The sequence below is a fragment of the Rothia sp. HMSC073B08 genome (assembly GCF_001812975.1).
Lineage (GTDB): Bacteria > Actinomycetota > Actinomycetes > Actinomycetales > Micrococcaceae > Rothia > Rothia mucilaginosa.
The window spans coordinates 8,926-23,729 of sequence record NZ_KV811084.1 but is presented as its reverse complement, the minus strand read 5'-3'; the positions used below and the strand labels follow the sequence as shown (position 1 = coordinate 23,729).

General features: G+C 59.9%; 13 protein-coding genes, 2 tRNA genes, 1 other RNA gene and 1 pseudogene. 7 read left to right on the top strand and 10 right to left on the bottom strand.

The genetic code is table 11. From position 1 onward, the window contains the following. Nucleotides 1-8 precede the first annotated feature (8 nt). From HMPREF2884_RS07175 to HMPREF2884_RS07145, 7 genes are all read right to left on the bottom strand, one after another. A complete protein-coding gene (locus HMPREF2884_RS07175; protein WP_070616422.1) occupies nucleotides 9-1,547 on the bottom strand; it encodes a YifB family Mg chelatase-like AAA ATPase in 1,539 nt (512 codons plus the stop codon). Beyond that, the gene (locus tag HMPREF2884_RS07170) at nucleotides 1,547-2,032 is read right to left on the bottom strand and encodes a YraN family protein (protein WP_005506258.1); all 486 of its coding nucleotides are present in this window, start codon (nucleotides 2,030-2,032) and stop codon (nucleotides 1,547-1,549) included. The genes HMPREF2884_RS07175 and HMPREF2884_RS07170 overlap by 1 nt, the downstream gene beginning before the upstream one ends. Before the next feature lie 295 nt (nucleotides 2,033-2,327). Then, entirely contained in the window at nucleotides 2,328-2,654 is a 327-nt protein-coding gene (locus HMPREF2884_RS07165; protein WP_005506259.1) for a DUF2469 domain-containing protein, read from the bottom strand. A gap of 98 nt (nucleotides 2,655-2,752) precedes the next feature. Next, nucleotides 2,753-3,583, bottom strand: a complete 831-nt coding sequence (locus tag HMPREF2884_RS07160) for a ribonuclease HII (protein WP_070616420.1) — start codon at nucleotides 3,581-3,583, stop codon at nucleotides 2,753-2,755. Nucleotides 3,584-3,589: 6 nt separating this feature from the next. Beyond that, nucleotides 3,590-4,741, bottom strand: a complete 1,152-nt coding sequence (gene lepB / locus HMPREF2884_RS07155; protein WP_141753516.1) for a signal peptidase I — start codon at nucleotides 4,739-4,741, stop codon at nucleotides 3,590-3,592. Between the two features lie 220 nt (nucleotides 4,742-4,961). Beyond that, entirely contained in the window at nucleotides 4,962-5,309 is a 348-nt protein-coding gene (gene rplS / locus HMPREF2884_RS07150) for a 50S ribosomal protein L19 (protein ID WP_005507488.1), read from the bottom strand. Between the two features lie 217 nt (nucleotides 5,310-5,526). After that, on the bottom strand, nucleotides 5,527-6,090 hold the full coding sequence (locus HMPREF2884_RS07145) for a single-stranded DNA-binding protein (protein ID WP_005506266.1): 564 nt from the start codon (nucleotides 6,088-6,090) through the stop codon (nucleotides 5,527-5,529). Nucleotides 6,091-6,436: 346 nt separating this feature from the next. Between HMPREF2884_RS07145 and HMPREF2884_RS07140 the strand changes: the two genes are divergently transcribed. Then, nucleotides 6,437-7,333: an HNH endonuclease family protein gene (locus HMPREF2884_RS07140; protein WP_070616418.1), complete on the top strand. Its 897-nt coding sequence runs from the start codon at nucleotides 6,437-6,439 to the stop codon at nucleotides 7,331-7,333. Nucleotides 7,334-7,428: 95 nt separating this feature from the next. Here HMPREF2884_RS07140 and HMPREF2884_RS07135 read toward each other — a convergent pair. Further along, a tRNA-Arg gene (locus tag HMPREF2884_RS07135) sits at nucleotides 7,429-7,504 on the bottom strand. A gap of 103 nt (nucleotides 7,505-7,607) precedes the next feature. After that, entirely contained in the window at nucleotides 7,608-9,281 is a 1,674-nt protein-coding gene (gene mptB / locus HMPREF2884_RS07130) for a polyprenol phosphomannose-dependent alpha 1,6 mannosyltransferase MptB (protein WP_070616416.1), read from the bottom strand. Between the two features lie 240 nt (nucleotides 9,282-9,521). On the opposite strand from mptB, the gene orn reads away from it, so the two are divergent. The 3 genes from orn (at nucleotide 9,522) to def (ending at nucleotide 11,056) form a co-directional block, all read left to right on the top strand. Continuing rightward, nucleotides 9,522-10,172, top strand: coding sequence for an oligoribonuclease (gene orn / locus HMPREF2884_RS07125; protein ID WP_005506271.1), 651 nt, complete (start codon nucleotides 9,522-9,524; stop codon nucleotides 10,170-10,172). A gap of 106 nt (nucleotides 10,173-10,278) precedes the next feature. After that, nucleotides 10,279-10,351 (top strand) — tRNA-His (locus HMPREF2884_RS07120). 132 nt (nucleotides 10,352-10,483) lie between these two features. Beyond that, complete coding sequence (gene def, locus HMPREF2884_RS07115) at nucleotides 10,484-11,056, top strand: peptide deformylase (RefSeq protein ID WP_070616474.1); 573 nt, start codon at nucleotides 10,484-10,486, stop codon at nucleotides 11,054-11,056. 132 nt (nucleotides 11,057-11,188) lie between these two features. Here the strand turns inward: def and rnpB are convergent. Next, nucleotides 11,189-11,594: RNase P RNA component class A (rnpB, locus tag HMPREF2884_RS07110), an RNA gene on the bottom strand. 160 nt (nucleotides 11,595-11,754) lie between these two features. Here rnpB and HMPREF2884_RS07105 point away from each other — a divergent pair. The 3 genes and pseudogenes from HMPREF2884_RS07105 to HMPREF2884_RS09255 form a co-directional block, all read left to right on the top strand. Further along, complete coding sequence (locus tag HMPREF2884_RS07105) at nucleotides 11,755-12,546, top strand: YaaA family protein (protein WP_070616414.1); 792 nt, start codon at nucleotides 11,755-11,757, stop codon at nucleotides 12,544-12,546. 377 nt (nucleotides 12,547-12,923) lie between these two features. Next, nucleotides 12,924-13,994 (top strand): S-layer homology domain-containing protein, encoded by a 1,071-nt coding sequence (locus tag HMPREF2884_RS07100; protein ID WP_070616412.1) that lies wholly within the window; start codon nucleotides 12,924-12,926, stop codon nucleotides 13,992-13,994. A gap of 481 nt (nucleotides 13,995-14,475) precedes the next feature. Next, nucleotides 14,476-14,804, top strand: a pseudogene (locus HMPREF2884_RS09255) (siroheme synthase); the annotation flags it as partial.

The window sequence follows — 14,804 nt, the reverse complement described above, 5'->3', positions numbered from 1 at the left end:
CCGGCACGCTATGTCAGCTGCCCCTGCTGCCGCAGAAAAAGCGCCACATCCAGGTGCTCCCGGCTCGGGTAGGCGGCGCCCTCCAAATCGGCGAGGGTCCAGGCGATACGCAACACTCGGTCGTAGCCGCGCGCCGTCAGCGTTCCGCGGTCCACGGCGGCGTTCAGCTCGCCGGTGAGCTTCGCATCCAAACGTAGCGGGCCGCGCAGAATCTTGCCGTTCATCTCCGCATTCGTCTTCAACCCGTACGGCTCCAGGCGCACCCGCTGAGCCTGCCGCGCCGCCATGACGCGCTCGCGAATCTGCGCGGAGCTCTCGTTCACCTGACCGCCCGCAAGCTCCGTGGACGACACCTTCGGAACCGTCACATTCACATCAATACGGTCCACCAGCGGGCCGGACAGCCGCCCAAAATAGGCGCGACGCTCCCGCGGGGCACACGTGCACTCCGTACCGGTGCCCACATTCATGCCGCAGGGGCACGGGTTCGCCGCCAGAATCAGCTGAAAACGCGCCGGATAGGTCGCCGACGCACTTGAACGATCCAGGGTCACGGTCCCCGACTCCAGGGGCTGGCGCAGCGAATCCAGCACAGTGCGTTTGAACTCGGGTGCCTCGTCCAGAAAGAGCACGCCGCGGTGCGCTTTAGACACACAGCCGGGGCGGGGAATGCCGCTGCCGCCACCCAGAATCGCCGGCGCGGAGGCGCTATGATGCGGCGCCTCAAACGGCGGCTGACGCACCAGCTCGCTCAGGTGCTCCCCCGCCGAGCAGAGGGAACGAATCGCGGTCACCTCCATCGCGGCGTCATTGTCGAGGGTCGGCAGGATGCTCGGCAGGCGCTCCGCCAGCATGGTTTTGCCCGAACCGGGCGGGCCGGTCAACAGCATGTGGTGGCCGCCCGCGGCGGCAATTTCCAGGGCGAAACGCCCCTGCGACTGACCGGCAACATCGCTCATATCCGAAGGGATTTCAGCCGGTTTCGCCGCCGGCGCGCTCGCCTCCGTCTGCGGGGCGGGCGGGTATGTCAGCTTCTGACTCTCGGCACCGAGAGCGGCAAAAACCTCCGCCAGGCAGCGGAAACCGCTCACCTGCGCACCGGGAATCAGTGCCGCCTCCTCAGCATTTTCGGCGGGCACAATCACGCGGTGGTGTCCGGCGTCCACGGCGGCTTTGACCGCAGGCAGGATGCCCGGCACGGGGCGTAGCGTTCCGTCCAGTCCCAGCTCGCCCAGGAAGACGCTATCACCGCTGGGGTGCAGTTTCTTCTCCGCCTGCAGCGCCGCAACCACAATGGCTAGGTCGAACGCCGAGCCGCGTTTGGGCAGGGTCGCGGGGGTCAGGTTCACGGTGAGCCGGTGCTGAGTGAGGGTGATGCCGGTGTTCTTCGCCGCGGAGCGCACACGCTCTTTAGACTCGTTGAGGGCGGTATCGGGCAGACCCAGCAGAACGAAGCCGGGCAGGCCCTGCGAGATGTCAGCCTCGACGTCAACAATATGCCCGCGCAAGCCAACCAGCGCCACGGAATAGGTGCGTGCGAATCCCATTACGCCACCGCCTTCAGATGCTCGAAGGTGAAGGTTTCGCAGGTTCCGGTCACCGCAATTGCGTCAATGCGAAAGCGTGGAAAATCCAGGTTCTCGCGTAGCCTGCACCAGAGAATCGCCAGCGAGCGCGTGCGGCGCGCCTTATCGCGGTCAATGGACGCGAACGGGTGCCCGAAGTCTTCGCTGCTGCGGGTCTTGACCTCAACGAAAACCAGTTCGTCCTCGGGGTCAATGGCGATCAGGTCGAGCTCACCGCGGATCTGTTCGTGTTCCAGTCCGGCGGGCGGTCGCCAATTCCTCTCCAGGATGCGGTAGCCGTTCGCTTCCAGGATGCGGGCGGTCAGCTCCTCGCCCCACCTGCCGACGCTGTGGGCGCGGGGCGGGGTTCGCTGGAGCTGGGTTCGCGGAGGCTGGGTGCTCTGGAGCAGAGGTCTGTTGGGTGCGCTTCGGGTTGCGGCGCGGGCTGTTATTCGGGCTGTTGTCATGGGTCTCTCCCCCGGTAGATAGCGGTAGTGCTTCTACTGTGCCCGCCGCGCGCGTGCCCGAAGGCGGTTAACGAAAAACTGTGGATAACCTCGGCTTCCAGAAGGAATTAGAGGTTATCCACAGTCGGTTATTTGAAATTTTGGGGTATTTTTTTCAAAAATGCCGCTCGGGTGCCGATTCGACGCGTCATATTCGCGCGGGTTTATCACGCGGTTTCAACACCCAGCTCTGCCGCCCGGCACCGGCGCGCCTACCCGCGGTTACCCCCCGGCAAGGCGGTAAATCGGGCGTGCGCTAGGCGTTAAAGTCCGGCATTTCCGGCACGGTGAACTCCTGGTTGGGCAGGCGCTCCTCCACGTTCACGTCACGCACCGAGTAGGCGTGCACCTTCTTCACAAAGCGGTTGGAGCGGAATACATCCCACACCCACACGTCGCTCATGCTCACCTCAAAGTAGAGGGTGCCGTCCTGCACGTGCGGGGTGACGTCCACCTGGTTCGCCAGGTAGAAGCGTCGGTCGGTTTCTACCGCGTAGCTAAAGAGCGACATGACGTCTTTGTATTCGCGGTAGAGTGCCATTTGGGCGTCGGTCTCGTAGTTTTCGAGGTCTTCTGCGCTCACTACTCTTCCTTTCCTGGACTTTTTTAGTACTGATTCAGCGGTGGCACGTTAGGCTTTCGCAGGCTTCCGAGGCGCGGTTTTCAGGAATACCACACGCCCTAGCCGCGCTGTGCCGCAGCGGCCTCAATCTGCTCGGCGGTCGCCGGAAGCGACCATGACAGTCGATGCTGCGGGCTGGGGCCCTGCACGCTAATCGCCTCGCGGTGAGCGGCAGATCCGTAGCCCTTGTTCTTTGCCCAGCCGTACCCCGGGTAGCGGGTATCCAGCTGAACCATCAGCTCGTCACGTTCCACCTTCGCAACCACCGATGCGGCGGCGATGGAGGCACACTTGTAGTCACCCTTAATGACCATGGTCACCGGCATCTGCGCGGGCTCATCTGCACCGCCTGCGCCTTCCCACGCTTGGGCGAGCAGTTCGTTGTAGTGTGCCTGCGCCGGGTCCGGTGCCAGCGCACTGAACAGGTCCTCCTGCGGAGGGGTGAACCAGTCGTGCTTACCGTCCAGCAGGGCGGCGTCGGCACGGTATCCGCGGCGCGCCAGCTCGGCGAGCGCACGCTGGGCGGCAAGCCTCAGCGAGAGGGTCATGCCGAGCCGATCAATATCAGCCGGTTCCACGTGCCCGACCGCCACGGCGCACCACTGGCGGATTTCGGGAACCATGGATTCGCGGCGTGCCGGTGAGAGCGCCTTGGAGTCGATCAGCCCGCCCACCTCGAGGGTGGCGTCCGGGGTGAGGATTGCGACGCCCACGGTGACCGGGCCCGCCATGGAGCCGCGGCCTACCTCATCGATTCCGGCAACCGTGCGGACACCGGAGGCGAAGAGCTGCTGCTCATACTCGAGGTCAGCGGCGGGCGGGGTTGCTTTCGCGGGCTTAGCTTGAGCGGGTTTCGTTGCGCTCTTCTGGGCGCTCACCATCATTGCCACGCTCGCTTATTCGCTCGGGGTGGAGGTCGGTGCGGGAATCGAGGAGAACACCGAGCTCTGATCCTGCAGCAGACCGAAGTGGTTCAGCGGCCACGCCACAACGAAAACGTTACCCTGCACGTCATCCTTGGAGATGAACGCGGTGCCGTCGCTAATGTGGTAGCGGGAGTCGGCGGAGTTGCTGCGGTGGTCACCCATGACGAAGTACTTGCCGGCGGGCACGGTCACCTTGAAGGGCATCTCCGAGGGCGGGTTGCCCGGGTACAGGTACGGTTCGGTAATTTCTACACCGTTGACCTTGATTTTGCCGTTGCCGTCGCTCTCGACCACGTCACCGGGAGTACCGATAACGCGCTTGACCAGGAAGTTCGAGGAGGTATCCGGCAGAATACCCGCGAAGGACAGGGCGTCCTTGAGCGGGCTACTGGTCTTCTGGGTGGAGGGAATCCAGCCCTGAGAGTCCTTGAAGACGATGACGTCGCCGCGCTTAGGCTCGCTAAAGTAGGAGCCCGCCACGTTAATGAACACACGGTCGTTGACCTGCAGGGTCTGCTCCATGGAGCCGGAAGGAATGTAGAAGCCGCGCAGCAGGAAAGTCTTGACCAGGAATGCGATGACCAGCGCGTAGAGGATGACGGTACCGCCCTCACGTGCCTGCACCCAGAGCCATTCGCCGAGGCGGCCTTCTTCCTGCGCCTGGGAGTAGGTCAGCTCTGCCTGTTCGGCGCGCTTTGCCTTGCGGCGTTCCTTGGGGGTCATTTCGGAGAAGTCCTTGGTGGTTTCCACGTCTGCGGCACTCTCCTCGTCGGTGGTTTCTTCGCGCTTAGTGTTCTTCGCAGCGGAAGAAGTCGCAACGGCGGCATCTGCGGAGGCGGTGCTCGCCTCGGCACTAGCTACCACCTCGTGATCACGCTCAGATGCACCCTTGGTATCGCTTTCGGTCGCCTCAGTAGCGCCCGCGGATGCCACCCAGGGGGCCGCCTTCTCTGTGCCCGCATTCTCTGCGGCACTCTGCTCGGCAGCAGCCTTCTCAGCTGCTGCCTTTTCGGCGGCGAGGCGCGCGAAGTATTCTTCCATTTCCCGGCGCTCGCGGCGGCTTTGAGGCTGGTATCCCTCAGGGAAGGGGCTGGTGTTCGCAGTGTTCTTGTCGTCTGCCATGCTGGAGTGAGCCTTTCGTTTGAGAGATACCTAGCTCGAGTGAAACGGTACCTAGCTATTGTATCGAGAGTGTTTGCGCTCTTGGGCTTTTATTTTCTGAGAGCGGCAAGGTTCTCAGAAAGCGGGGTCAAAGCGGGGTCTCAGAATATGCAAAAACCGCTCCTCTCCCGCGGAATGCGGTTGGGGAGCGGTTTGCAACAGAATTCTGTATCTATAAAGATTAGAACTCGCGCTTCTCGCGGATACGAGCAGCCTTACCGTGGCGGTCGCGCATGTAGTACAGCTTTGCACGACGGACGTCACCGCGGGTCACAACCTCGATCTTCTCGATGGAGGGAGAGTGAACGGGGAAGGTACGCTCAACACCAACGCCGAAGGAAACCTTGCGGACGGTGAAGGTCTCGCGAACGCCTGCACCCTGGCGGCCAACGACGAAGCCCTTGAAGACCTGGATACGGTGGTTCTTACCTTCAACGATCTTAACGTGAACGTTCAGGGTGTCACCGGGGCCGAATGCGGGGACGTCGTCACGGAGGGACTTCTTGTCGAGGAAGTCAAGAGTCTGCATAGTTGTAGATCTCCAGAGTCATCTGCCGCAGGTCAAATAGACTCAGATTGCTCTGCCCCACTGCGGGACAGAAAACTTGATGCTTCGGACAGGATTGGTGCCCGAAGGTTGACATCGTTGGTCGCTCTTCCCCCTGCGGCAGGGGCGTGCCCGATGTCAACACAATGCTCCATTATCCCAATGCGCCCGCGTTTATGCAAGCATCCGGGGAGCACTTTTAGAAGGGGGGTTCGTCACTCTGCGCTCCCCCGCTCTGGGATGCGCCGTCCTGTACCGGAGCGCCCGGAGCGGTCATGCCCGGCGCCTCCGGGTTCTGCTGGGGTGCGTACTGAGGTGCTTCCTGCGGCGGCGCGTACTGCTGCGGCGCACCCGGCATACCCTGCTGAGGTGCGCCCTGCAGGGAGCCTTCGTTGACCGTGCGCTTCTCCACGGTGCGGGCGAAGGTGCTCGTACCGTAGTTCAGGTCGTGACCGATGCCGAAGGCATCCACTTCTACCGTGGTGCCCTGCGTGCCGTCTTCGCGGTTCCAGCGGCTAATGCGCTGGCGGCCACTCACGACCAGCGGCTGCCCCTTCTCAATGGAGGTGGCAATGTTCTGGGCGAGGCGACGGTAGGCTTTCACGGTGTACCAGTTGGTGGTGCCTTCTTTCCAGGTGCCGGTAGCATCCTGCCAGCGAGGGGTACTGGCGAGGCGAAAGTTCACGACGGGCACCCCGTTGGGCAGGGTGCTCAGTGCCGGGTCGGAGGCGGTGAATCCGCGGATCAGGATGGTGTCGCTCATGGTTTCTCCTTAGAAACTAGTGGGTGGGTTCCTTCACCTTGCCAGGGCTGACCCGCTCCTGCACCCGGTGGTTACCGCTTCTGTGGATAACCTCGCGTTTTGCGGTTTTGGGCACCGCCTGTGGATAGAGTTTTTGAACTTTTCACCCCGTTTTTTCAAAAATCGCCTGCGGGCAACGCATTCCCTGCAGAAATATGACGACTACGCCCCATCCGGCATCGTGATAGGTATCTCAGCGTCGGGGCGGCTATTTTTACCCTCAAGTTAACTATTTCTATCCCGCGCCCTCTATCCTTGATGATGCGGTGCACTCAGCCGCATCCCGTCTACCCGCCTTGGAGAACCCGTGAGCAAAAAGCCCGCGAACAACAACCTGTCCTCCCTGCAGGAACTTCAGCAGCTGCAGCGCAACCTGCCCAAGCTGCCCGATTCGATGGACCCGCAGAAGAAGCGCCTCATTTACGGTCTGCTCGCTGTGTTTGCCGTGATTGTGCTGATTATTGGTCTGGTCTATGTGAGTAAGAACGGTGTAGACGGGCTACTCGGTTCGGACACGACGACCTCCGCCACCGATGATGAAGAGACCAACGTTCAAACTGAAACCCTCGCCGAGGTCAAGAACCCGTACAAGGCGGTTGATCCCGCGACTGCGCTCGCACCGGATCTGGCAACCGCGAAGAGCGAGCTGGCATCCCTGCAGGTGAAGGAACGCGCGTCGAAGGCCGGCTACTCTCGTGATCAGTTCGGTCCCGCCTGGGATGACGTTGACGGCAACAAGTGCAACACTCGCGACGACATTCTGCGCCGCGACCTGACCAATGTTCGTTTCAAGGTCAGGACCCACGCATGCACCGTCATCAGCGGCACTCTGAACGACCCGTACACCGGCAAGACCATCGAGTTCAAGCGCGGCAAGAAGACCTCCTCGGCGGTGCAGATTGACCACGTGGTGGCTCTCTCGAACGCATGGCAGACCGGCGCACAGGATTTGACCGCAGAGCAGCGCCGCCAGCTGGCGAACGACCCGGAGAACCTGCTCGCTGCAGACGGCCCGGCAAACCAGCAGAAGTCCGATGCGGACGCCGCCGACTGGCTGCCAAGCAACACCGCCTACCGCTGCACCTACGTGGCACGCCAGGTGCACGTGAAGGCGAAGTACAAGCTGTGGGTCACCGCGGATGAGAAGAAGGTTATGGAGCGCGTCCTCAACTCTTGCAAGGACACGAACCCCACTAAGAAGTAGCCCCGACTAAGAAGTAGCTTCCCGGCACGCACGCAAAAAGCATAAAGAAAACCGCCCCGCACCCTGAGTTTAGGGTGCGGGGCGGTTTTTACATGTGGCGCCCCAGGAGGGAATCGAACCCCCGACCAAGAGATTAGAAGGCTCCTGCTCTATCCTCTGAGCTACTGAGGCCTTCCTCTAGGGTACATGAGAATTTATGCTTCTCATGCACCGCGCCTCTCACGCGGGGGCTGTTCCACTGAGCTAAGCCAGGCTGGCGAACTAGGAGTTCGCGCTAGGAGCCTACCTTGGCGGCTTCCCGTTCTGCCTTCTTCACCTCGCGGCGGCGTGCACGGCGGCTTGATGCGCCGGGGAACAGCTGCCACCACAGGCGGATAGTGGTGCGGCGAATCTGCGTGGGGTGCAGGCTCACGTACACCAGGCGGCGGGTTGCCAGGTCGAGGGCGACCAGGTAGATGATGTATCCCAAGCAGATGACGGTCGCGATGAGTCGGCCCATGTCCTGGTTGAAATCGCGCAGGTAGGGCGAGACGTTCAGCTGGTCGCTCACACCATACGCCATGAAGAACAGCGTGGTGATGAAGTACCACATGAGCTGGAAGTGCGAGCGCAGGCCGGTTGCGGCAAGCATCGGGATTGCCCAGAGCAGGTACCAGGGCTGAATCATGGGGCTGCACAGGAGCATGAACAGGATTGCGAGGCCGGCGTGGCGCACGATGTTGCGGTCGCGTCCAACGAATGCCATGGCTACTGCGCCGAGCATGCCGATGCCCTTGCCGACGGTCTCGATGAGCTTGCGGATGACCTCGAAGGCGTCTCCCTGAATGAACAGGGATGCGGCGCCGATGACCAGGCCGAAGGGGGTGTACCAGATGTACTGGCCGCCGGTGGTGGACAGTGCCTTAATCCAACCGAATTCCAGTCCGGTCACCCAGCCCATGAGCGCCATTTCGGCGAGCAGCAGCACGCCGGAGAATGCCCAGAAGATAAACTTGCGCGGCCAGGAGGCGTTCTTACCAGCCCAGAGCAGACCCACGAAGGGCAGTACCACGAGGGCGAGCGGCTTGACGGCAACGCCGAGGGCTACGAAGGTCACGCCGAGCGGGCCGCCCCACCAGGTGTCGCGGTAGCGCTTGGCGTAGTAGAGGCCTCCGAGCATGAACATGGTCATGAGCGAGTCGTTGTGGCCGCTGGCAATGAACGATGCGATGAACAGCGGGTTCGGGCCAATCTGCCAGAGAGCGCGGACCTGGTTGAAGCCGTGTGCCTTGGCGAGTTTTGCCACGTAGAAGAGGATGCCGATGACCGCGAGCACGGAGAGTAGGCGGAAGTAGAAGAGGGAGAGGTCGATGTTCTCCCCCGCCAGGCGCACAATCCACTCTTCAAATTTGAGGGAGACCGGTCCGTACGGGGGCGGGGATTCCGCCCACATGGGGTCCGCACCGTTCTGCATGAAGTTCGAGATTTCGGAAACGCCATGCTTGTACGGGTTGAGGCCGTGCGCCATGACCATGCCCTGACCGTAGTAGGAGAACATGTCGCGGCTGTAGATGGTGAACGCGAAAATCTGCGGCAGGGACCAGCTGGTGATGACGGCAATCATCCAACGCATGGTGCTGGGTTCGTTCCAGTCGCCCATTTTCTGGTAGATGCGCAACCATTCACGGCACATAATCATGGCGCCGAGGGCGAGCATGATAATGCCGGTGATGACCCATGCGGCTTCGAATCGGATGGCTCGAATAATGTCGTAGCGCCAGAAGCTGGAGCTGTCGGCGAGCCAGCCGACGGCGTAGGAGCCGAGGGTGACCATGATGGAGCCGATGGTGCCGATAATCAGCGTGCGCAGACGGTGATTATTGACGTAGTCCAAGAGTTTGGGTGAGAGAGGTGCGTCGTGTGCACCGGGGGTGGTGAGCCGGTGTGCTAGCTCCTTTGGTGCGCGCATAACTCCCTTTCTGTCTGCATCGTCGTTCTGGTTTTTATCATACCGGAGCCCTTGGATGCACTTGCGAGAATCACTGTTGCGAAGACGCTTGTGGACACGCCTCAAGGGCACGCAGAGTGGCGCAGTTCTCCCCCGCTGCCGCCGTTTGCGCATCCGCTCGTACCTTTCTTGCGCCCTCTTGTACCCCTTTTGTGACGTGCTACCCGCCAGGCCGGCAGCGTTTGGGGGTAGAGTGGGAGAGTGAGTATTTCTAGTGAACGTATTGTATGGATTGACTGCGAGATGACCGGCCTGGACGTGGAGAACGACGCTCTCGTCGAGGTGGGCGTTCTGGTCACGGATGCCGATTTGAACATTCTGGGTTCTGGCGTTGAGTTCGTCATTAAGCCCGGTGATGAGTCTCCTGCCGGTGCGCTGGAGAACATGAATGACTTTGTGCGTTCGATGCATGAGGCGTCGGGTCTACTGCCCGATATTGAGCACGGTGTGTCGATGGATTACGCGCAGGAGCAGGTGCTTCGCTACATCAAGAAGTATGTTCCGGTGGCGGGCAAGGCGCAGCTGGGCGGCAACTCGGTGGGCATGGATAAGCGCTTCTTGGAGCGCTACATGCCCGAGGTCATGGCGCACCTTCACTACCGTGTGATTGATGTGTCGACCATTAAGGAGCTAGCGTCGCGCTGGTACCCGGCGGCTCGTCATAGTGCCCCGGCGAAGACCGGTAACCACCGCGCACTGGGTGATATCAAGGACTCGATTGATGAGTTGAAGTATTACCGTCGCGCCATTTTTGTGCCGCAGGGCCCGGATGCGATTGCTTCGGCGCAGATTGCGCGTGAGGTGGAGGCTGAGCGTGCTGCACGCGAGGCGGCTGAGGCATCCAAGGCGTAAGCGCAGAATGTAACGAGCATCACGGCTTTTCAACTTGGCAGGTTTCTGAATCTCCTGTACAGTAGTATCCGTTGCATATCGCAAGGGAAACCAAGCGAAGCACATGGTGGTCGTAGCTCAGTTGGCAGAGCGCCTGGTTGTGGTCCAGGAGGTCGCGGGTTCAACCCCCGTCGATCACCCCGATGGAAAGGGTCGTTATGGTTATCCGTAACGACCCTTTCGCTTACCCTCAATCCGGTTCACCCGCACACGGTGTACCCGGCAAGTTCCCGTTCAACAGTTCCCGTTCAACACAAGCAAAGGATAATTCCGTGGCTATTCGCCCCATCGTTATTCACGGCAACCCCGTTCTGCACCGCCCCGCGGCACCCGTCACCGAGTTTAATGATGAGCTCAAGGAGCTCGTGGCTGACATGTACGAAACCATGGACGCATCCAACGGTGTGGGCCTGGCGGCACCTCAGATTGGTGTGGGCCTGCGCATCTTCACCTACAAGATGGAGAATGAGGACGGCGTTCCCCCGCGCGGCTGCATCATCAACCCGGTACTGACCCTGGGCAAGATCTCTACCGCTGACCCGGACCCGTACGAGGAGGAAGAGGGCTGCCTGTCCTTCCCCGGTTACGGCTTCCCCCTCAAGCGTGCCGAATGGGTGACCGTGAACGGTCTTGACGAGCACGGCAACCCCGTCCAGTTTGAGGCGACCGGCTGGTTTGCACGTTGCATGCAGCACGAAACCGACCACCTGGACGGCAAGCTGTACGTGAACCGTCTGAACAAGAAGTGGACCGGCAAGATGAAGAAGGTCGTGAAGAAGGAAGGCTGGACCGTCGACGGTAACTCATGGACGCCCGGCGTGGATCCGGATCCGTTCGGCCACTAATCACGAGCTCTTCTGAAGGTCAGAGACCTTTCGAGAAGTTTAAAACGAAGACCGCGAATGCACTCTAAAAGCGCATTCGCGGTCTTCGTTTTCCATCAGCCGGTGATATTTTCCACCGGCTAACGATAGCGTGAAACGGGTCATCCTATGAGCCGGGTTCTGTCTAAAACGCCACCCGAAGGGGCATTTTGAGGCAATCATCTATCTAGAACGTACGTTGCCGCACGTCTCAAGCAGCCTACCCGAATACGCACCCCACCTCCGTAAAGGAAGCTGACGGGGATCGGGCGCACTACCCTACCATGGCGTATTCTGTTTGACCTTGCTCCGAATGGGGTTTACCTAGCCGGGCACGTCACCGCGCCCGCTGGTGGTCTCTTACACCACCCTTTCACCCTTACCGCGGCGAACCGCGGCGGTTTACTTTCTGTGGCACTGGCCTGCGGGTTACCCCGAGTGGATGTTATCCACCATCCTGTGCTGTGGAGCCCGGACTTTCCTCGAAGCACGTGTGCCTCGCGATTGCCCAGACGGCCCGTTTCACCCAACCCATTATACGCACACCCTTGGATGTGGCTATTTCCCGGGTTCGCTTCGCGGGTACACATGGGTACACTAGCGACCTCGCGGGCACGCTGACGTCTCGCAACTACACTGCGCCTCGTAGCTACACTGCGTCTCGCGGGTACACTGGAGAGATGCTGATTCTTCTTCCCCCTTCCGAAGGTAAAACTCCCGCTCCCGCCGGCAACGCGCCCGTATGCTTCGCTGACCTCTCGTTCCCTGAGCTGACCGCCGAGCGTGAGAGCGTCCTGGAGGAGCTGGCGGCAGTTAGCTCGGGCCCCGATGCTCTGGCGGAGCTCAAGGTGGGTGCTTCCCTCGAAGCAGAGGTGGAACGCAATACGCGCCTGCTCACCGAACCGGCACAGCCCGCGATCCGCACCTACACGGGTGTGCTCTTTGAGGCGCTGGATTATGCGAGCTTCTCCCCCGCCGAACGCGATGCCGCGCACTGGTCGCTACTGATTTCTTCGGCACTGTGGGGTATTCTGCGCCCCGAAGACGCAATCCCCGCCTACCGCCTCTCGATGGGCGTGAAGCTGGGATCGGTGGGTGCGCTCGCCTCCTTCTGGAAAGGTGCGCTGGGTACCACACTGGAAGCGACTGCGAGGGACCAGCTGATTCTGGATTGCCGTTCTGCAGCCTACGCGAAGTCGTGGGTGACTCCCCCGTCGCAGACTCTGGCGGTTCGTGTGGAGCGTGTGGCGGCTGATGGGTCGCGTAAGGTCGTCTCACACATGGCGAAGCATTACCGCGGCCTGTTTGCACGCTACCTGATTCAGTCGGGTTTGGCAGCTCGTCCTATTGATGGTTCCACGGCGGGTATTGCCGAATTTTTGGAGGCGGTCAGCGAGGACTGGTCGGTGGAGTGCACCCTGCCGACGGCGCGTAAGGCGGGTGTTTTGACGCTGCTGGTGCATGAGCAGTAGGTTGCCCAACTATTTGTTTCCGCTTATTTTTTGCATCATATTGAAAATTTTTTAACTATTTTTTCTAGTGGCTTAAATCTGTATTACCCCTTGTAAAACCACATTTCCCCACATTTTAGGGGTAGCTTTTGATGAGCAGAGAAGGCGGTTAGTGTCTAGCTATCCGCCTTCTTTTTGCGAGTAAAAATGTTTATAGTGTTAAACGTCTCGCCATTGGTGGCGGGTATTTCACTCACTAACATTCACATTTTCAACTCAACACACATGGAAACACGTCACGCCACGTACGTACAGCAAACGACTAGAGGCTTACCCAACGGTTATTGGTTTGCTAGCGTAGAAGTAACCACTCAGAAACACATCGATGGGACAACGATATGTCTAATTTTTCCTCTCGTCGCGCCCTCATTAAGGGTGCGGCAGCACTAACAGTCGCCGGCGCGTTGGGCGCACACCACGCCGGTGAGCAGGGCGCTCAGGCTGCCACCTTGGACGTTAAGACCACCCCGCTGACGTTCAAGATTACCGAGGCGTCGTTTGATATTAGCGGCTTCAACCTCAGCTACGAGATTACCGGCCTGCAGGCCGTGATTGATAGCGGCCTGTACACCCCGTACATTGAGGTCGGCTACTACACCAAGAAGAAGGGCTTCACCCAGTTCTATTTCTTCTCTCTTGAGCCGAAGAAGCGCATCGAGAATGATGTCTACATTAGGCATCACGTCATTGATCCTGAGATCACCGGTGGCCCGAATGCAGACTATGGTGTTCGCCTGTCTCTTCGTCCGCGCCGTGAGCAGTACACCATTCTGCGCACTCTTGAAGTTCGCCCCAAGATTGACACGGAGTTCGCGTGGGCACCGTTCATTGTGGATATTGATATGGATGGCGAGTACGCTCCCGATATCTACAGGTCATGTAAGGTAAAGGTTCTGCTGCTCGATAAGGAACGTTGCTTCTACCCTAAGCGTGCGGTGACCCGCGGCGACCTGATGGATGTAATCTACCGAGGCGCCCGCTCGCCGAAGGTGAAGCTTCCTGCGCGTTCTCCTTTCCCGGATTTGTCCCCGAAGGATGAGCGTTACCCGGCGTATATTTGGGCGTATCAGAACGGTCTGACTTCCGGCTGGTCTGACGGTAAGATGCACCCGGAGGCGGTGGCTAGCCGCGCTACGATGGCTGCGTTCTTCTACCGTTACTTTATGCTTACCCCCGGTCGTCGTTCTTATTGGTTCCGTCCCACTACCCCGCAGGATATGAAGCCGGGTGCCCCGTTCTACACCGAGTCGGTGTGGCTGCACTCGTCGGTGAATATCGATACGAGCTATCACTATAAGAGCAAGGATTTCCGTCCGACCAAGACTGCTACCCGCGAGGAGCTGGCTCGTGTCCTGTCAATGCTCGACATGCTTGACGCCATCCCCAACAGCCCCTATATCGATGATTAGGATTCGGCAGGTGCCGTGAACCAGGCGGTTGACCCTACACGTTTTAGCTTGGGTTAGTCTCTGAGAACAGTATCTGAAGATAGTGGCTATAGAAGGGGCGGTGAGAGTTTTTCTCTCGCCGCCCCTTTTTGTGTGCCCGTTTTCTGGTACTGGCGCTGCTGGGTGCCGTTTTTAGCGCTGGTGATGCTTCCATTTTTGTCTCTCCATTGTGTGGTCTTTTTGGGGTTTGGGCTTTGTATAAAACATGGGCGTAATTTTTGAATTTTTTGTCTTATAACTCTCATCGGCATGTTTTTCTCGTGTTTTCATTGAATGTTTAAGACGCGGGTTGGTAGGCTGAGATTGCACTTCAGCATGCCGCTGCTACGGGTCCTCTACGATGTGAATTCGTGCGGGTTTGGTGCGGTGGACTGTCACTCATTTATCCTCTCAACTTCTTTTCTCATTCGCCCTCTTTCATGCAGAAAATTCAGATTGGATAATGATGTCCTCCTTCTTTAAGCCTGCTCGTGGCACGCGCCGAAAAGTTGCGGGTGCTTCCCTGGTTTTGGGTTTGTCTCCGCTGCTGGCTTTGACGCCGGTGGCGGCCCAGCCGGCGCCCGCCTCCCCCGCGCAGAACGCCCCCGCGCAGAACGCCCCCGCGCAGAACGCACCCGTACAGAACGCGCCCGTGCAGGGTGATACGCAGGATGCGTCCCTGCCGACCCTACGCGTGACCAGCGGCTCCCTCGACATTCTCCACGGCGGTACCGTGCACGTGGAAGGTACCGGGCTGTCCCCCGAGTTCTTGGCACACAATGAGCTGCGTAG